Below are 18,915 nucleotides of genomic sequence, written 5' to 3'. Positions count from 1 at the left end.
TATCCCCTCCTAATTCTTTTTTGCGTCATCGGAAACCGATGCTACAAGTATCAGTACCAGCACAGCCCCTTGGATCAGCCGCTGCATACCGACCGACAAATTTGCGGCATTCAAGAATGTAGTAAGCAAATACATCATAAGAGCCCCCAGACATACGCCCGCAACATTCGATTTTCCTCCCGAAGCCGCTGTTCCTCCGACAAATGCCGCGGCAATAGACGGAAGAAAATACGTCGTCCCCATATCTTGAAATGCTCCTCCATTGAAAGCGCCGCACAGAGTTCCCGAAAGACCACACAATGCTCCTCCGATTACAAATGCCGATATAACCACTTTATTCACTTTAATCCCTGCATATTTGGCAGCTATCCTTTTCTGCCCCACTGCATGAAGCTGCTTCCCATATTTCGTTTTATACAAAAGCAACGCGAGCAAAACTGCAACAATCATACAGATCATTGTCAGCATGGAAAATCCCCCTGCATGCAGATTAATAAAATCCACAAATCCTGCATTCGGAAGTGTTTTCATCGTTGGAGCCAATACCAGGACAATGGTAAAAATAATATATCCTGTTGCCAATGTCGTCACCATAGCCGGCACTTTTAAGTAAATGTTAACGATTCCGTTTACCAAACCACAAAACGCCCCTACTGCAACTGCTGCAATAATTCCGAGAATCACATTATACTGCATCAGATCACATGAAATATACGCTGCCAGCGTCAAAATATATTGTTGTGACAAGTCAATCGCGCCTTCTCCGCTTGTTACCACAACCATCTGTCCCAACGCAAGAAGCAGAGCAAACGAGCAAAGTTTTGCACTGGAAAAAATCTGCCCAACACTAAATTTTCCTGATACGATTGAAATTGCTATCCACAAAAAGATGGATCCCAAAAGCGGCCATATAAACGCATATTTAGTCATAATTTTCTTCATAACTATTTGCCCTCCTTTTTATGCATAACCAATTTGATCGCCAACACAACAATTAGAATCAGTCCGGTCACTGCGGTCTGATAATTAGAATCTACACGGAATGATGTAAGGATGGTTGTTATAAATGACATCGCAATCCCACCACATACAACTCCAACCGGAGCAACAACACCTCCGGACATCTCGCAACCGCCCAGAATTACCGTCGCGATCGACATCATACAATACGTTGCGGAAGAGTTAGCATCTGCACCCATACATACTGCTGTATATGCCATTCCGGAACAGATCACCATCAAGCCAGCAAGTACATAATTGACCATCTTGGCACATAAGTAAGACCACCCTGAACGCTCCACTGCCAATGGATTATTTCCGATTCCCCGTAAAATCATGCCGTATTTTGCCCGAAAGAGGATGTACCAACAACTTCCGCCTGCCAGAATACACAGAACGATCGGCATTGGGATAAGCGGAAAATCAAATTTATACAACCGAAGCAGCCACTCCGGACAACTTCCTCCCGGAGACGGCGCTATCACCAACGCAATCCCCCACCATACAAACTGCGCCCCCAGAGTTACTACGATCGCCGGTATATTCCGTACATGAATCAATGCTCCCATCAAAGCATACGCCCCCACGAAGACCGATAAACTCACAATCCCCATAAGTGGATTCCCTGTCAGGATTATTCCGACCAACACATTCACTAATGCAATCGAATAACCATTTCCCATATCCACATCTCCGGCGGTCACAATAAACATTTGTCCCAATGCTGCAAAAACCAACGGTACTGCTGATGAAACCAGCATACGCATTCCCATATAGGACAGGATTCTCGGATTCATAGCTGCATTTATAAGTATCATAAAAATCATAGCTGTAACCGGAAGAAGAACTCTTGATGTCATCACTCTATGTATCAGACTTTCTTTTTTCTCTTCTGACTTTTTTTGATGTTTCGTATCTTTAAAAGAAGCTTTTACTATATTAGGAACGGTAATATCTTCTCCTTTTAGTTCTTCTGTAATCTCTCCCTCATGCATAATATATGCGCGATCACAAATCTCAATTTCGGCATCTTCGGTTGAATAAAGAACAACCGCTTTTCCTGCGCGTTTCGCTTCATCGAGCAATCCGTAAATCTCCTGTTTTGTCTCAATATCGACTCCTGCCGTTGGATCATTCAAAATAATCAATTCTGCTCCTGATGCAATTCCTCGCGCAATCAATGCTTTCTGCTGATTTCCTCCGCTCAAAGACATGATCGGACTATGAATTCCTTCCGCTCGAAATTTCAGCTTATCATACCAGCTCTGTGCAAGCTCCTCAGATTTTTTCTTATTTAAAAACCATCCTTTTTTCACCTGATCTAAATTTCCAATGATTATATTATCAAAAATATCCCATAAGTGGAAAATCCCCTCTCTTGCGCGATCTCCACTGACATAAGATACGGATGAATTCAACAATACCCCTTTCTTTTCTATCCCTGTATATCTTCCCGCTTCAAATAAAATATTCAACAGTTCCGTCTGACCCGAACCTGCCAATCCCGATATTCCTACGATCTCACCTTTATGTACATGCAGATTTATATTGTACAAACCTTTTCCCGTATAGTTTTTTACGGAAACTGCCATATCCCCCTTTGCTGCATTTTCACGATTTATCTTTTGTTTTCCTTTTGCTGCCCCACTTCCTCCAAGCATTTCTACCAGTTGCACTGTATCAATTTCTTTCGGATCACATTCACCGGAATTTTTTCCATTTCTCATCATTACAATACGATCCGATATCTTTAATATCTCTTCCAGTTTATGTGAAATATAAATAACTGACGTTCCTCTTGCACTTAATTCTTCTACTACCTTATGAAGTTGATTTGCCTTATCTGTTGACAGTGCTGATGTAGGTTCATCCAATATCAAAACTCTCAGATTATCTGTCATCAATGTTTTACATATTTCAACAATCTGTCGTTCTGCAAGTGTCAACCGTTCCACAGGTTTCATAATATCAATCTGATTATTTGGAAAATATTTCTCAAGAAGTTCTTTTGTTTCTTTTTTCGCCGTTTTCCTCCATCCTGGTTTTGTAAACATTCCATGCTCCACATTGAGCATGGCAAAGTTCTCATATACACTCAAATTTGTACATAACGATAAGTCCTGATATGCACAGGCAATTCCTGCTTCTTTCGCCTCCTTTGTTGTATATCGCTTCATTTCTGTTCCATCTACAATGATTTTTCCATCCGTCGGCGGGAGAACTCCTGTCAAAATTTTCATCATTGTTGATTTTCCTGCTCCATTTGGACCTACCAGCCCAATTACTTCACCTGAAAATATTTGAAAATCAATCTGCTCTAATGCTTTTGTAATTCCAAAAAATCTGTTAACCTTTGACAACTCAATATAAGGAGTCTGCACTCTTTCCTTTTTCACGATTCTAAACCGCCTTTCCTATACACTTTATGTCAATGCAATAATCCTGATTGGAGAGCCTGATCCGTCCTTTATCTTATTTGCCAGACCGATTATATAAGAAAATACCGGAATCTTTTTCAGATTTGTCAGGTTCTCTAAGATTGGAATCCCATTCCCCAGAAGCACTTGATGACTTGGATACTTTTCACTGCCGAATGGATCCAACGCAAGCGCATCTGTTCCAACGGATGCAACTTTCTTATCTGCAAGATATTTTGCTGCCGATTCACCTAAACCTGGCCAATCTTTCAAGAACTCTTCTCCCTTTTTTCCTATCGCATATTTTTCCTCCCATCCAAAGGAAAATAAAATCACATCTCCCTCCTGTATTTCTCCATACTCTGCTTCAAACGCTTTCAACATGTCCAGTGTATATTCCTCGCAAGGTTTTAAAAAAGACGCATCGATACATACACCTCTTCCCATAACTGCTTTTACCTTTACATGGTCGATTGCTGCGCCCTCTCTAAAAAAATGTCTCGGCGCATCTATATGAGTTCCTGTATGTTCCCCATAGCTCACTTGCCTGTGATAAGAAACATCTCCCTCATCATAAGTCTCATATACGATCGCACCAAATCTTGCATGACTTGACCAAACCGGCATCCCCGGTTCCAAGGTATAACTAAGATCAACGATTTCTGCCTTGTTCACTACTTTTTGTATTTTCTCTATCATTTGTAAATCCATGCACTATACTCCTTTTCTTTCACTTTTGGATATAAAATCAGCCGGGCATTATCTGATTGGATACCATTGATGCCTTTCATCGCCCGACTGTTGTTCATTTTTATTTATATAAATTTTCCCTTACCCACTCACGATCATAAGTTGGCGTACCAATTTCTTCATCGCCCATATCTTTGTAATTCTCCACCTCATCTTTGGTTACAACTGCAAAAGGATGAACCATTTCATTTGGCACTTCATATTCCCCGCTCAAAATATCACATGCAACATACACTCCTGTTGCTCCGTCCCATGGATTCGATGAAACAGAGATCGTATCATACCCATCCGGCGCTTCATTCGCCCACCATTTCAGAAAATATCCTCGATTGTCTCCGCCAATTACAGGTAATTCCATTCCTGCTGCTTCAAATGCCTGCACTGCTGCATAAGAATCCCCTCCTTGTGTCACAACACCCGCCACATCGTCAAGCGTCGGCAATACCGAGGCAAGTTCCGACTGAGCTTTTGAGCCTGTCCAGTCAGTATAAACTTCTGCAACAATCTCTATATCAGGATAGTTCTCTAATGCTTTCAATACACCTTCGTGGGCAATATTATCAAACTCGGCGCCTGCCGTCCCTCTCAACTCGATAATCTTTCCTTTTCCGCCAATTGCCTCACAAACATATTCTGTCAAAGTTGACATTTGATCAATCGTATCAAAATTGATCTGATAACATAATTCAGCTTCTGACTCTACCGGTCCGTCGTTGATAATAATACATGGAATTCCCGCATCAGACGCTTCTTGGATTGCGCCCGTAAGAGCAGTCGCTGAAATCGGATCTATAATGATCGCATCCATTCCTTCCAAAATAAAATTTTCAATCTGCTGTACCTGTTTAGACGCATCATTATTCGCTTCTACAATCACAAATTCTGAAATCTCTCCGGTTTCTGTCAATTCATCAGCCGCTTCCTGTGCATAGGCTTCCATCTGCTGTCGATATGAATTTCCATTAAAACTATTCGTCAATCCAATCTTATAGCCGCCTTTCTCGCCGTCAGCTTTCGCATCCCCCTGACTTTCATCAGCACTTCCGCATCCAACCATCCCCATTACCATCACAGCAGTCAGAAATGATGCTAATACTCTTTTTTTCATTATTTTTCCTCCTTTTCTTTTTAAAATCGTTTTTCAAACTTGTATACTAGCATATTAACATTCAAGTATTGTTTTGTCAACTATTTATTGTTTTCTTTTGTAATATCGAACTATTCTCAGCATATTGAACAAAATTATCCGTTTTAATCCGTCCATTTGATCTTATATTTATATTTTTTAACTAAATGAAAAGATCATGGGATTTCTTCCAAAATCTTCCATGATCTTTTCTCGCATTTTATCTATTCCTCCACAATTTCAAAATATTGCGGATATTTTTCTTTTACAATTTTCTCATCTATGATGTATCTTGTTAAATGTCGCTCCATAACTTGTTCACCCTCAAGTGGTCTCTTATTTCTAATCGCTTCCAATATCTTTAAATGATCCTCTATCACATATCTCTGGTCAACTGCTTTCGTCCGCAACGTCCGAAGTCTGTCAAAATGTAGCATCATAACGCTCATCAGTCGATAAATATGTATTTTATTCGTGATCGCAAATAATTCTTTATGGAACTGATTATCTAACTCTAATAATTCTCCCGCCTCATTGTTATCAATATAAAATTTTTGCAATTTAACATTCTTTTCTAATTCCTGTATCTTCTCCTCCTCGATTCCCTGACAGGCAAGTCTTACCACAGCTTTTTCCAATGTCAGTCGCATAAACAAAGCCTCTTCTACCAGTTCCCAGTCGATCAACGAAACATAACTTCCTTTTTGAGGATAAATTTTTACGATCTTGCTCTTGCTTAATTCAATCAAAGCCTCACGAATCGGCGTCCGGGAAACTCCAATCTCTGATGCGAGTTCATTTTCACTGATTCTGCTCCCAGGTTCCAACTCCAACATGACAATATTTTCTTTGAGCACACGCAAAGCATATTCTCGCCCCGTTTCTCTTCCATAACGTTTTTTTACAATCATATCATTTCTCCAATTTTCACTACATACATAAACTATATTTCTAAAAATCCTTTGCTTGAAATCACATCCTACCTCCATTCAAGCGCATTGTATACCACGCGTCGTGTCAGCTAGTATACAAGTCGTTATTAGTATATCTGTATTTCAATGACTTTGTCAACCTAAAATGGAATTTCCTGGCATTCTCTTCATTTTAATAATATCCCCAAAACATGCAACTTTCCATCAGCCAAAAAAAGAACGGGGATTTCCGCTCCTGACAGAAATCCCCGTTCTTTCATTACATTATGAATTTTCTTCAATATGCTTCGCAACTTTTACATCTTGCTTTTTAATGTGATTGATCAGCCATCCTGCCACATCAGAATTGATTTTTCCAACCAATGCGACACTCGAGCCTTCCTTTTCCAATCTTTCATTAATTTCCTTTACTGTCTTTTTAAAACCTTCGTGCATTTTCTTATGGTTCACACGATCCGGATAAGCATACTGCTTCTGCAATTTTTCTTCGTCACCGAAATGTTTATCGGTATACTCCGTCAAGAACTGCGCAGCAGAAAAGATTTCATCACGTCCTTTCCCCAAGGAACATGCTTCCAGTAAATTATTGATTCTTCGGATAAATTCTTTGTGCTGACTGTCAATCAACTGATTTCCTGTTTCCCAACTTTCATCCCATTCATATCGTTTTACCTTTAACGCCTTTCCTGAAGCCGGCGCTAAATCTCCAGACGGCACGACAGTGGGTGCAGAACTTGTCGAGGCTGTCGGATGATAAACAGATTTTTGATGAAAAGATGTATGTGTTGCATAAACGCTGTCTTTTCTCAAATTAAATACTTCTACCAGATTCTTGAGCGTCTGTGCCTGTGCTGACAGTTCCTCACTCGCCGCTGCACTCTCTTCTGCAGTAGCCGAATTTGTCTGGACGATTCCGGCAATCTGGTCTACTCCCTGACGTACCTGGAAAATAGACTCCGCCTGTTCCGCTGCTGAAGTAGAAATATCGTCTACATAGGTTACAACAGCTCCAGCGCTTTCCACAGTCTCTACAAGAGCCTGTGCCGTACGATTTGCTATATCTGTTCCATTATTGACAGCTTCAATTGTTCCCTCGATCAGACCCGTTGTGTTTTTAGCTGCCTCAGCGCTCTTAGATGCCAGATTCCGCACTTCATCTGCAACAACTGCAAATCCACGTCCTGCTTCCCCTGCACGCGCAGCTTCTACCGCCGCATTCAACGCCAGAATATTCGTCTGGAATGCAATATCTTCGATTGTTTTGATAATCTTCCCGATATCTTCCGACTTATGACTGATCACAGACATCGCCTGGATCATTTCCTGCATCTGATCATTGGATACTGTCAATGCATCCTGTGCAGAATATACCTTCTCACTAGCTTCTTTTGCATTATCCGCTGTCCGCTTGATATTTTCAGAAATCTCCGTGATAGTTGCCGCAAGTTCTTCTACAGAACTTGCCTGTTCTGCAGACGCTTCAGAGAGATTCTGTGCTCCGGAAGATACCTGATCGGATCCCTCGGCTACCTGCTCTGAAATCTGCTGAACCTGTGTCAATGTATTACTCAGATTATGATTCATCTGCCGAATGGATGTCAGAATCGGAGTCAGATCTCCTTTATAAATCTCATCCTCAGCCTGGAGATCAAAATTCCCTTTTGCCATCTCTCCCATCAGACGGGTAAGATCACGGATCACTTCTTCCAAAACACTGCAAGTCTTTCCTACACTGTTGACCAATGCTCCAAGTTCATCTTTCGACTGGTAGGTAAGTTCCTGTTTCATATGTCCATCAGCAATCCCTATCATTGCATTTACAACCTCTGTAACCGGCTTCACAATTGCTTTTGTCACTTTCAAGCAGATCCACATTCCGATTACAATTGCTACCGCCGTCATGAACATCAGCATAAACAAGGATTTATTGGTTCTATCCATACTCTCCGTCATTGTCTTTGTAAGGATCTGATCCGTCTCCTCATTCAGAGGTTTCACCAACTCAATCGCTTTATTCAAAGCAGGGGTACATTCTTCCAGAATGACCTCTTGTGCTTCCTCTCTCTTGTTCTCATTCAGTAATGAAAGAACTTTATCCCCAATATCAAACCATCCCTCCATTGCATTCTGATACTCGTTCAGCGCATCCTGATCCAGAACATCCATTGACTGAAGCGTCTCGAAATTATTCTTGATCGTAGCGATATTTTCCTGTACTTTTGCGGTTTTATCCGCATAGTTACTGTCATCTTTTTCAATTACCATATCCCGAAGATAACGTGCCGCGATATTGGTCGCGATCCGGTTCTCTTTGATCAGGTCGTCTGCCTTTACCGAACCCGCCATAAAATTTTCAAGATCTTCATTCGCCATCTTTAACTGGAACATGGAAAATACAGCAATCAGAACGGTCATGATCAGTACAATGCCATAACCGACCAATAACTTCTTCTTTACTTTTAAATTATTAAACATAATTTCTATCCTCTTCCTTAGTATTTGCTGTAATTATCATAAGTGGATGCAACCGGCTGATAGCTCTCTTCCTGATAGCAACTGTTGTCCATCACAGGCTCGCTATACGCAGCTACTCCAACACCGTCTTCCCGTAATTGGAAACGGCTTACAAGTCCTTTGAGGATCTGAGACTGACCGGATAATTCCTCACTTGCGGCCGCACTCTCTTCTGCCGTTGCAGAGTTCGTCTGAACCACGCTGGAAATCTGATCCACACCCTGCGTTACTTCGGCAACTGATTCTGCCTGTTGCTCTGCTGCATCTGTAATCTTCTCAACCGTGTCCACAGCTCTCTTTGTGCTTTCTACCGTCGCATAAATAGCGGATGCTGTCTGCTCTGCGATTCTTGTGCCGTCTTCCACCGCCGCGATCGATCCTTCGATCAAAAGCGTTGTATTCTTTGCCGCCTCTGCACTCTTAGAAGCCAGATTCCGTACTTCATCCGCAACCACTGCGAAGCCTTTTCCTGCTTCTCCGGCTCTTGCCGCCTCTACCGCTGCATTCAGTGCAAGAATATTGGTCTGGAATGCAATATCTTCAATCGTCTTGATGATCTTTCCGATCTCACTGGATTTGGAACTGATCTCCTGCATTGCCTGCATCATCTCTTCCATACTCTCATTGGAACGTGACAGCTCTCTTCCCGCATCTTCCACCTGGCTTTTCGCTTCTTTTGCGTTATCTGCCGTCATTCTTACCTGATCGGAAATATCATTGATCGTAGCCGCAAGCTCTTCTACGGAACTTGCCTGCTCGGTTGCCCCCTGAGATAATCCCTGTGCTCCGGAAGACACCTGTTCAGATCCGCTTGCCACCTGATCCGCCGCATCATTAATCTGAGATAACGTGCTGCTTAAGTTCTTATTCATTCTTCTGATCGACTCAAGAATCGGACGGAAGTCTCCAACATACAACTCTTCTGCTTTTGTCTTGATATTGAAATTTCCGTTTGCCATTTCATCCATCAAGTAGGTCAGATCAGACACCACCCCGTGAAGTCCCTGACTGGTAACGCGGAAGCTCTGTGCCAGAACTCCTATTTCATCTTTGGATTCATACTCAATATTCTGATTCAAAGACCCCTGTGCCATCTTACCATACGCACTTTCGAGTTCTACAATCGGTTTTGTGATACCGCGTACCAAATAGATCATTACTAGAACCGCAACCACAAGTAAGACTACGAAAATACCCACGATCATCCATACAATTCGTTCTCCAATCTGTGTGGAATCTGCATTAAAGTTTGCCGCATCCACAGAATACTGCTGATATAAATCTTCCGCTACATTTGCACATTCCTCCACTGTCGGTACAAACTCCTCAACCAGCACATCTTCTGCTTCGCTCCATTTTCCATCTTCCATCAGTCCAACAACTCTTCCACGAATTTCCCCTACTTTATCGCTGATCGTTTTGATTTCGTCAAACGATTTCGACGAATCCTCATCCATACTTTCCATTTTTTCCAAGCTATCGGCTGCCCCCTGCGCTATGACATCAATCGCATTTTTATCCAGACGTTTTTCCAGTACGGCGTTATATAAACGAGCCTCGATCTCATAAACTTTTCTGGAAAACTCCATCGCCTCTGTCGATCCTACAAATGGTCCTTCATACATATCATTCGTAAGGGTTCCTACTTTTTTCACAGAAAAAATAGAAATCGACATCAAAATAATGGAAGCTACAATCGTAACTCCAAAACCTAACACCAGTTTTTTACCTATCTTCATGTTCTTCATCTTCCGATATTCCTTCCTTTTCTTTTTTATTGATCTTATTTATAATCTTAGTCTTTATCTCTGTCATACGCGCATGAATCTGCCGCCGTTTCTCTTTGATCCATACTTCCGCAGACTTCCTAAAGACTCGGATTCCTCGAATTCCCCAGCAAACCCATAATAACTGTGGGATTTTATGTAAAATCGGGAAAAACTGCACCATATATTCCTTGGTGGGGAACATCCACGCCCGCTGCTTTTTTCCCCATTCTTCATCTCGGTCTCTCTGATAAAAATCGACACGAGTCTTTTCATATGGAATGATCTTTGAGTCAAGCCGCCGGTCTTCCATTCCTTTTGAAAAAATATATTCTTCCAGTTGAAACGCTGTTCCGGTGTCGGCTTCTCCTCCTTGTCCAAACCACAGAGATGCGAGAATATTCAGCTGTTTTGCAAATTCTGTCAATCCCGCTTTTTCCAGCGATTCTTCAATAAACCTTTTCTCGCTGATTATTGCCGGATTCTGTATGTAATAATAGTAATCCATGACGTCCCTCATCTTCAGTTCCCCCATCATATAGGCGTCTACCCATCTGCCAAACTGATACAAGAACTGTATAGAGAGATTCCAAGTCTTTATCCCCGCCTTCCTGTTTCCATGAAAATACTTTTGGGCTGCGTGTGTCAGGTGCTTATACAAAATCTCATTTCCAAGCGGAATCTCGTCATAAAAAATCACCCGAACCCCCGGAACCCGAAAATACAGCCGTCCATGATTCGTTCTGTTCACCTGCTGTTCATAATCCATACTGTTCATGATATTATAAACTTTTCCCATATCCTTTGGCGATACAAGAAACTCGAGGCTAAACGTATACCCCAGTTCACTTTTCGGATACATGGAACGAATTTCCAGCCCCCGGAGAAGTACTCCCTGAACCTGATGTCTGTTCATCTGCCACAAAATAACTTCCAAAGCGTTTTTATAACTTTCTTCCAACAGAATCTCTTTATGGTACTTCCTGTAAAACGCTTCCTCATCCGCAGCCGAAAGTGCTTTTTCCACCCCCAGTGTTCCATAATATACAGGGCTTACAACACGATGGAATTCTGCAAGTCTCAACAGTTCCCTCCATGAGATCCCTTTCCGTGGAACAGCCACTTTCTTTCCATTGATTACAGAGGATAACACCATAACCAAATATCTGTTTTCATAGCTAATGCCTCTCACCTCTCTTCTCGAAAAGCATGACTCAGTATATTTATCGGATATTTTTATAAAATATTAATGTTTTTTTCTAATTTATTCTCCCTTTCCTGCAAAACTCGCCGCTCTTCAAATATATCCATCGCTTTCTGATTATAAATCGCATTTTTTTCATCTGCTACCAATGCGCCTGCTACGAGTGTGATCACCCGTTTCCGCATGATCGTAACCAATTCTCTTGCGTGAGTCGCAATGATCAAAGTCTTCCCCTGTCTGTGGATCTCATTAAACAAAAGCATCATATCCCACGCTGCATCCGGGTCCAGATTTGCAGTCGGCTCATCGGCAATCAGAACATCCGGATTTACCGCCATTGCTCTCGCAAGCAGCATCCGTGCCTGTTCCCCACCAGAAAGTTCCTTCGGATAAGCATATGCTTTTTCTGCGATTCCTACAAGTCCGAGCGCCCGCATGATTTTTCGCTTCATCCCCTTTCCTCCCTGCTCCACTGCATAAAGAGCAAGGGCAACATTTTCATATACCGTCATGTTATTGAGCATCCCGATCTCAGGCGACATAATTCCCAGTCTTCTTCTATAATGAGGAATCTCTTTCTCCTTTAACACCCCCAAAGCTTTCTGAAATACAAAAACGTTTCCTGCTGTCGGTTCCTGCTGCTTTATCAGCAATTCTAACAATGTACTTTTCCCCGCGCCGCTTTTTCCGGTCACAAAAACAAACTCTCCTTTTTCAATCTGGAAAGAAATATCTTCTAAAGCAATCTGCTCCTGAAATACTTTTGTAACATGATCAAATACAATTTCTGCCATTTTTCCTCGCCTGCTCCCGCAAAAATTCATTCTCCAAACACTATACTGTTTTCCCGGCATTTCGTCAATCGTACCAATCAAAAAATCTGCCGTATCAAATCCCACTTCCGGAAATCTCTTCCCGAAAGTGTAGATTTTTCTACGGCAGACTGTTCATCTTAATATGCTGTTATTCTTCATAATAAGAATCTTTGCCTGCGACTCTCCGACTTAACGCACGATCAATCCTACGTATATTTTCCATTGTATGGTTTCTTTGTCTGCTGATCATACTGATCCGCTCAGCCTCGGATTCTTTTCGCTCAGAAAGCTGCTCTCCCTCCAAAAGCCGTTTGATGTCATTCTTTAAGTCATCGTCCATACTCTCGAGCAATTCGCTGATTGCTCGCTTTGCCTGTGAAACCCGTTCCATTTCGGACTGACGCATTTCAAGGATAAGATTCGCAGATTTCCGGTCACTATGATTCAACGTTTCTTCCAGTTCACAGGTAAGTCTTTCAATCTCTACGATCTCGCGATATTCTCGATAAACCAGTTTCAAGATTTCTTCTAGCATTTCCTCTATATAACTCATACGATCTCCTTATATGCCGCTCGTCTTATTTGCTTCGCGAAATGCATCCCGTAATTCTATCACAAGAGGACGAAGTTCTTCGATTACTGTTTTTTTTCTGCCCGCCTGTAATCTACTTATCTCGTATAGAAAGAAATCGTACATACGCTGCAAATCCCTGCTGATACTATACTCTGTATTTAACGTTTCCTGAAGATATTGTACGATCTCCTGCGCGCGTTTTACCGAAGCGTCAAATATGTCAAACTCCTCTTTCTCCAATGCTAACTCCGCTTTCGTAAGGCGTTTGACCAGCTCATCATACAGCAAAAGTAACATCTCGCCTCTGGTCATCGTATTGACTGACTGCATCTTGTATTGCTGATAACCATTCTGATACATATACTTATCCTTTCTTTACAATTCCATTAATAACCGCTGCCAAACTGTGAAAGCCAGCTGCTCTGACTGTTCATCTGTGCGATCACAGATTCCAGTGCGGTAAACTGTTTGATGTAACGGTCCTGCTCCATCTTCAAAGTATCCTGAAGACTTTCGATTCGGGCGTCAATTTCCTCTAACTGCTTGTAGACCGCATTCTGCGTAATACTTGCCGGCGATTTGATCGACCCTGCTCTCTCGATCAGGATTCCTTTCGGTTCTCCCAATGTCTTCGCATATTTGTCAAATGCTGTTTTCATATTTACCGCAATGCCCGCCTGGGAGACCACGTTTCCATCTTCATCTTTCACCGCTTCCTTGGTGAACATCTCTTTTACTCCCTCCGGGTCCGATTTCAGCGCTGCACGAAAAGCGCTTTCATCAAAAGAGAGTTTTCCATTATCTGATGTGGTACTCGATGTTGTGAGACCAATCTTTTTCAAAGCCGCCTGATCTGCCGGAGAAAGAACAAAACGCAGACTGTTGCTCAAACCTTTCAGATCGTTGTCATTAAACAAAAGTCCCTCTTTCGCCTTTTCCTCCCATGCTTCGATCTCGCTCTCGCTCAATTCTTCTTTCTGAGCTGATGTAAGCGGCGGGTAGTCCCGATTCGGCTTCGTTCCGGTCTCCTTATTAACAAGTTCGATGATCTCATTATACTCTTCGACCATCTTTTTGACCGTCTCCACGATCTTGTCCTCATCCACCTTCGCGTCAAATGTTACCGCTTCCGCTGACGGATCTAATTTCAGTTCACCGGTCGCCTCGTCTTTCACATATCCAAATTCCCCGTTGACAGAAATTGTCATGCCGTCTACTTTAAAGCTGTTGGAATCCCGGACCAGATCCACTGTCTGGTCGGAACCGGCGTATTTCACTGTGACAATGGCATCCTGACCGTCCGTCTTATTGAACTCACCAAAAATCTTGGCGAAATCGCCGCCGACATCGATCTTACCACTGGCTCCGTTCGCCGTTGCCGAAAAAACGAACGAGTCGGAAGAATTCTGATAGGTGACCTGAACGCCCGCATCCGACTCATTGATCTTATCCATCAGCGTCCGTACAGTATCTTCCGCTTTCACTTCGATCGATTTTCCATTAATCTCAATTGTTGTAGGGAACGTCATATTTTGGGCGCCTGCCAGTCCTGATTCTGCAATTTTAGCGTCCAGATTTACCCGGTTAGACTCCCCGTAATTCATCTTAAACGCGCCATTCGCCCCCAACAATCCCACATCGCCTGAAGATACAGCAAGAATCGAAGACTGATCCATTTTTCCATTCGGAGTCGTCGTCTGAAAACCGAGACTATAAAGTCCGCTTCCGTCTTCTTTTGCCTCCACTTTCACTCTGCCCGCTCCAAATGCATCGTCAAGCTGATCCTGCATAGACTCTTTCAGTTTATTCATGATCCGCTCTTTTCTTGTCGATCCATATGCACTGTTGTACTGTGCTTTCTCCAACTCTTCTTTCGTCGGCATCTTGATGGACTTAGACGTTCCATTATAAGTAAATGTCAGCTCCTTTTCTGCGATCCGATCGATAAAACTTGTCTTTGTATAAATGTCGTCTTCTGTAATATCCCGCACAGAGGAAAGCCCCTGTTCTGTAATATCCATCTCCTTAAACTCACTATCCGGCTTATCTTTGAACCCGAGATAAGACAGCGCGCTGCCTCCGGTGAGTTTGAAAATATTTCCGGCATTTTCTTTATCTTTGAACACAATCTTATCGCCGCTTGTCTCCACTTGCAAAACTTCGCTAAGTTTTTTACCTTTGCCAACTTCTATATCCTGAAATGCACGGTTCAGCGAATCGGCAATATTTTCAACCGTATCGTACTTGTACTCTTTTCCATTCGCGTCTTTTCCTGACGGCAATGTAATCGTATAATTCTTATCCGCATAATTGATCTTGATCGTAGATCCCGGGAGATTCTCTGCTTTTTGTACTTCCAAAGGATCGATCGCTCCCGTTTCCAGAGTCCGGTCTGACGCCGGAATCTTCGATGTCATCTGAGCCTTTCTCGCAAGCTGCTTTACTCCCAAAATCGAGAGCGTATCCGCCGTAGATGAAGTCCCGGATACACTTACATACTTACTGTTCGCTCCTAACGCCGTGATCAGATTCCTCCCCCAGAAACTGTTGCTGAATAAATTCGTCGAAGATGAATATGTAGATAAATACTTATCCGCAAATCCGATCATCTTGTCTGTAATCCCCCTGATCGCATTCTGCTCCCATTGCAGTAAATCCTTTTTTTGCTGCTGTTTATAAATCTTACTGGTCGTCCCCTGCGTCATGCCTTCAATCAGGGAATCCCGATCCAGACCGCTCGCCAAACCACCGTATCCTTTTAACCCGTTCAGGCTGCTGCTTGTTGTTCCGCTTAATCCACCTATACTTGCCATCTTGATCCTCTCCTTTGTTTTTATCGACAATTCCGGACGGAATTCTACAATTTTACTCTATACTTATTTATCGGCATATAGTATACTTTAGATAATAGTTATTTCATTTATGAATGGAGGAATTATTTTGACTACAATTATTGCGCTCACGAATCAAAAAGGCGGAGTGGGGAAGACAACCACATCCAGTGCGCTGGCTGCTGGTTTATCCTCTTTTTATAACAAAAAAGTCCTTGCGATCGACCTTGACCCTCAGGGCAGTCTCGGATTCAGTCTCGGACTTGACATTGAGAATTCCAGCACGATCTACGACGTTCTGAAAGGAAATGTTCCCATACAAGATGCGATCCAGACAACCGATTACTGCGACATTATCACATCAAACATTCTTTTAAGCGGTGCGGAACTGGAATTTACTTCCGCTGACCGGGAACTCTGTTTAAAAAAGGCATTGGCTCCTGTAATAGATCATTATGATTTCATCATTATAGATACTCCGCCGGCTCTGAACATCCTGACGGTAAATGCATACGTTGCAGCGGATCATCTGATCATCCCGATGGCACCCGAGATTCTAAGTCTTTTAGGTCTTACCCAGTTGAAAGAAACCATCGATTCCGTGCGTGAAAAGCTCAATCCATCCTTGAACGTACTTGGTCTGATTCTTACCAAATACAACAGACGTACGCTTCTTGCAAGAGAGGTCAAAGAGATGGCGGAAAATATCGCCGGACAGATTGGTTCCTGTGTCTTCCATACGCAGATCCGTGCCAGCGTATCTGTCGCAGAAGCGCCCGCTCACGGACTTAGCGTCTATGATCATGCTCCACGTTCCAATCCATCTCTGGACTACAAAGAGTTTGTAAAAGAAGTCATGGATAAAATTACCACGGTTTCTATGGAGGCAAAATAATGGCAAGAAAAAGTAATAAAACGGCACACGTCTTAAATCTTTTATCCGGGCACGATACGAAAAAAGAGCCGGAAAAAGAACTGGAAACGGATGTGAAAAAGGACGCGGATCCGATATCGGAACAAGATTCCCAACCAAAGGACGCCCAACAACCGCACCCGGATCCGGAACCGACAGAAAAAATCCCACAGGGAAAAATATCTGTTCCCGATTCCCCCTCTGTCTCGATCATCGATCAGACGGAAAAAGATCCGGTGGCAGAACAGATTCAGGCAAATCTCTTTCAGGAATTTCAAAAAGAACATGATATGAATCCGGAAGAATCCCAAAAAGAATCCCGGGAAAAAGAGCCGGAAGCAGAACTGCCGACACAGGAATCCGAACCGAGCGCTGAACCGGAAGCGACAGCCGAAGCTGAAACAAACGCGGCAGTCGAACCGGAACTAACAATCGAAGCAGAACCGGTAGCCGAGCCGGAATCAACGATCGTATCTGAACCAGAACCAGAGCCGGAATTTGTGCGGATCAATGTTATGGAGCGGATCGTCAGCGATAAGATCATTTATTTTATGCGTCAGTTTGAATGTTGTACCTGTGAGAAGTGTATTGCTGACACTATTGCCCTGACGCTGAACGGACTTCCGCCAAAATACATTGTTACAGAACCGGCAGCCGAAGCCCCGTTGCTTAGCTTCTATACCAACCATTTCATTTCCGAGATCACGGTGGAAGCAACGAAAGCATGTATGACTGTAAAAGAAAATCCAAGACATAAAAATGGTGCATCCTGATTCAATATAGGGGGATTGCCGGAACAATTCACAAATTGCCCGGCAATCCCCCTATGTTATCTTTTTATGCTTTTGCTACAACATTCTCCCAGATCTCGCTTACTTCTTCCACGCATTCCATATAAATCTGCGCCATTACGTTTGTCTGCAATCCCAATTCATCCGAAAGCTTCTTGATTTCCGTCCAGTCCGCTCTCTCATAAGCCAGGATCAGGTGATATAATGTTCCGGCTTCACCCTCGCCTGAGATCAGCGCTTTCTTCACTTCCTCAACGATCGGGATTTCATTTAAGATCTCCTCCATAGTCGCATCGATCATACATTCCAGTGTGGAAAACATTCCCATTAGATACGCGTCTGCCGGATCAATCGGAAAATGTCCCATCTTCTTCACCAATGCCGCTGCAAAATTCGCCCGCATAAATGACGTTTTCATCAGTTCTTCCGTTCCGGATTCTTCCTCCCGAAAACTTAACAGATATACCCACTGTTTTAACTGGTTGATTCCAACCCGCATAATAGCCTGCCGTACGGAAGCAGTTCTGTGTTTTGCCGAAAAATAAGCTGAGTTCGCCATTTTCAGCAGCGCATAGGTCAGCGCGGCGTCTCTCGTCACGATCTGTTCCATCACTTCCATATCCGGCTCATCTTTTGTAACTTCCATGATCAGCTGGTAAAGATTTCCCTGAAGATATTCCATCTTCCCTACTTTTGATACCGATGTATCAGAAATATACGCGCCCTCTACATAATCTGTATGGATTTCTTTCGCAAGGAGAAACGCTTCTTTCGTATTGATGCTTGTAGCGATCACTTCTTTTCCGAATCCATGCGCCATCTCCACCACATTTTCCAGGCTCCGGCGTTCCCGGTCTTCCTCTTCTCCGGTCACTTTCACTTTGATATAATCTACATATTCCAACATACTGAAATATTTCGGGATGAACTGGAAATCATTGATCGCAAAATGATACCCCTCTTCGCGGTATTTTTCGATCAGGATCGAAGCTAACGGATGGATCACAACATTGTCCTCTATCTGGATCACGATCATATCTTTGTCAAAGATCTTCGGTGTATTGCGGAACAAAAGCGCCGGCGTAAATGTCATAAACGTTTTCCGGTCCCGGAATATCTTACTTGAATTTTCAGTCAAAAAGGCGGTCATTGCGTTCGCTGCCGCACTGTCCACGCTGGAATTGTAGAGACTCTCTGCGTCGCTCTGCACCAGAAGTTCGTATCCCATAATCTCGCTTGTATCTGTCTTTTTAATCAATTGTCTGGCAATAATCTTCTCCATT

15 protein-coding genes are annotated in these 18,915 nt (G+C 42.9%); 2 read left to right on the top strand and 13 right to left on the bottom strand.

Annotation, left to right across the window (positions count from 1 at the left end; genetic code table 11):
- Nucleotides 1–9: 9 nt before the first annotated feature.
- The 12 genes from I2H87_RS06680 to fliD all read right to left on the bottom strand — a co-directional run bounded on the left by I2H87_RS06680 (nt 10) and on the right by fliD (nt 15,910).
- A complete protein-coding gene (locus tag I2H87_RS06680; RefSeq protein WP_009266702.1) occupies nt 10–942 on the bottom strand; it encodes an ABC transporter permease in 933 nt (310 codons plus the stop codon).
- A gap of 2 nt (nt 943–944) precedes the next feature.
- On the bottom strand, nt 945–3,395 hold the full coding sequence (locus I2H87_RS06675; protein ID WP_195609569.1) for an ATP-binding cassette domain-containing protein: 2,451 nt from the start codon (nt 3,393–3,395) through the stop codon (nt 945–947).
- A 27-nt stretch (nt 3,396–3,422) separates the two neighbouring features.
- On the bottom strand, nt 3,423–4,127 hold the full coding sequence (locus tag I2H87_RS06670; RefSeq protein ID WP_117549752.1) for a cyclase family protein: 705 nt from the start codon (nt 4,125–4,127) through the stop codon (nt 3,423–3,425).
- 100 nt (nt 4,128–4,227) lie between these two features.
- On the bottom strand, nt 4,228–5,274 hold the full coding sequence (locus tag I2H87_RS06665; protein WP_195609568.1) for an ABC transporter substrate-binding protein: 1,047 nt from the start codon (nt 5,272–5,274) through the stop codon (nt 4,228–4,230).
- Between the two features lie 242 nt (nt 5,275–5,516).
- Nucleotides 5,517–6,203 (bottom strand): GntR family transcriptional regulator, encoded by a 687-nt coding sequence (locus I2H87_RS06660; protein ID WP_009266706.1) that lies wholly within the window; start codon nt 6,201–6,203, stop codon nt 5,517–5,519.
- 285 nt (nt 6,204–6,488) lie between these two features.
- On the bottom strand, nt 6,489–8,699 hold the full coding sequence (locus tag I2H87_RS06655; protein WP_054703341.1) for a bacteriohemerythrin: 2,211 nt from the start codon (nt 8,697–8,699) through the stop codon (nt 6,489–6,491).
- 17 nt (nt 8,700–8,716) lie between these two features.
- Nucleotides 8,717–10,477, bottom strand: coding sequence for a methyl-accepting chemotaxis protein (locus tag I2H87_RS06650; protein WP_227184332.1), 1,761 nt, complete (start codon nt 10,475–10,477; stop codon nt 8,717–8,719).
- Nucleotides 10,464–11,660 carry a nucleotidyltransferase family protein gene (locus I2H87_RS06645; protein WP_054703339.1) on the bottom strand — a complete coding sequence of 399 codons (1,197 nt, stop codon included), beginning with the start codon at nt 11,658–11,660 and terminating at the stop codon, nt 10,464–10,466. The genes I2H87_RS06650 and I2H87_RS06645 overlap by 14 nt, the downstream gene beginning before the upstream one ends.
- Before the next feature lie 80 nt (nt 11,661–11,740).
- The gene (locus tag I2H87_RS06640; protein ID WP_054703368.1) at nt 11,741–12,502 is read right to left on the bottom strand and encodes a cell division ATP-binding protein FtsE; all 762 of its coding nucleotides are present in this window, start codon (nt 12,500–12,502) and stop codon (nt 11,741–11,743) included.
- A gap of 169 nt (nt 12,503–12,671) precedes the next feature.
- Nucleotides 12,672–13,076, bottom strand: coding sequence for a hypothetical protein (locus I2H87_RS06635; RefSeq protein WP_009266712.1), 405 nt, complete (start codon nt 13,074–13,076; stop codon nt 12,672–12,674).
- 9 nt (nt 13,077–13,085) lie between these two features.
- Nucleotides 13,086–13,457 carry a flagellar export chaperone FliS gene (fliS, locus tag I2H87_RS06630; protein ID WP_054703338.1) on the bottom strand — a complete coding sequence of 124 codons (372 nt, stop codon included), beginning with the start codon at nt 13,455–13,457 and terminating at the stop codon, nt 13,086–13,088.
- Between the two features lie 26 nt (nt 13,458–13,483).
- Nucleotides 13,484–15,910, bottom strand: a complete 2,427-nt coding sequence (gene fliD, locus I2H87_RS06625) for a flagellar filament capping protein FliD (RefSeq protein ID WP_195609567.1) — start codon at nt 15,908–15,910, stop codon at nt 13,484–13,486.
- A gap of 127 nt (nt 15,911–16,037) precedes the next feature.
- Here fliD and I2H87_RS06620 point away from each other — a divergent pair, with 127 nt between their 5' ends.
- Together I2H87_RS06620 and I2H87_RS06615 are read left to right on the top strand one after the other, a co-directional pair.
- Nucleotides 16,038–16,823, top strand: coding sequence for a ParA family protein (locus I2H87_RS06620; protein ID WP_054703334.1), 786 nt, complete (start codon nt 16,038–16,040; stop codon nt 16,821–16,823).
- Nucleotides 16,823–17,614: a late competence development ComFB family protein gene (locus I2H87_RS06615; protein WP_054703333.1), complete on the top strand. Its 792-nt coding sequence runs from the start codon at nt 16,823–16,825 to the stop codon at nt 17,612–17,614. The genes I2H87_RS06620 and I2H87_RS06615 overlap by 1 nt, the downstream gene beginning before the upstream one ends.
- A 64-nt stretch (nt 17,615–17,678) precedes the next feature.
- On the opposite strand, the gene I2H87_RS06610 is transcribed toward I2H87_RS06615, so the two are convergent.
- Complete coding sequence (locus tag I2H87_RS06610; RefSeq protein WP_009266717.1) at nt 17,679–18,914, bottom strand: EAL and HDOD domain-containing protein; 1,236 nt, start codon at nt 18,912–18,914, stop codon at nt 17,679–17,681.
- Between the last annotated feature and the right edge of the window lies 1 nt (nt 18,915).

The sequence above is a fragment of the Mediterraneibacter glycyrrhizinilyticus genome, assembly GCF_015560805.1.
GTDB lineage: Bacteria > Bacillota > Clostridia > Lachnospirales > Lachnospiraceae > Schaedlerella > Schaedlerella glycyrrhizinilytica_A.
Note: the sequence above shows the minus strand (reverse complement) of the source record. Positions and strands in the feature narration are given on the sequence as shown.

Bases quoted from the DNA above. Each gene is read 5' to 3' on its own strand.
- I2H87_RS06650 (WP_227184332.1), bottom strand. From the start codon at position 10,477: ATGAAGATAGGTAAAAAACTGGTGTTAGGTTTTGGAGTTACGATTGTA.
- I2H87_RS06665 (WP_195609568.1), bottom strand. From the start codon at position 5,274: ATGAAAAAAAGAGTATTAGCATCATTTCTGACTGCTGTGATGGTAATG.
- I2H87_RS06640 (WP_054703368.1), bottom strand. From the start codon at position 12,502: ATGGCAGAAATTGTATTTGATCATGTTACAAAAGTATTTCAGGAGCAG.
- fliD (WP_195609567.1), bottom strand. From the start codon at position 15,910: ATGGCAAGTATAGGTGGATTAAGCGGAACAACAAGCAGCAGCCTGAAC.
- I2H87_RS06645 (WP_054703339.1), bottom strand. From the start codon at position 11,660: ATGGTGTTATCCTCTGTAATCAATGGAAAGAAAGTGGCTGTTCCACGG.
- I2H87_RS06680 (WP_009266702.1), bottom strand. From the start codon at position 942: ATGAAGAAAATTATGACTAAATATGCGTTTATATGGCCGCTTTTGGGA.
- I2H87_RS06660 (WP_009266706.1), bottom strand. From the start codon at position 6,203: ATGATTGTAAAAAAACGTTATGGAAGAGAAACGGGGCGAGAATATGCT.
- I2H87_RS06655 (WP_054703341.1), bottom strand. From the start codon at position 8,699: ATGTTTAATAATTTAAAAGTAAAGAAGAAGTTATTGGTCGGTTATGGC.
- I2H87_RS06615 (WP_054703333.1), top strand. From the start codon at position 16,823: ATGGCAAGAAAAAGTAATAAAACGGCACACGTCTTAAATCTTTTATCC.
- I2H87_RS06610 (WP_009266717.1), bottom strand. From the start codon at position 18,914: ATGGAGAAGATTATTGCCAGACAATTGATTAAAAAGACAGATACAAGC.
- fliS (WP_054703338.1), bottom strand. From the start codon at position 13,457: ATGTATCAGAATGGTTATCAGCAATACAAGATGCAGTCAGTCAATACG.
- I2H87_RS06670 (WP_117549752.1), bottom strand. From the start codon at position 4,127: ATGGATTTACAAATGATAGAGAAAATACAAAAAGTAGTGAACAAGGCA.
- I2H87_RS06635 (WP_009266712.1), bottom strand. From the start codon at position 13,076: ATGAGTTATATAGAGGAAATGCTAGAAGAAATCTTGAAACTGGTTTAT.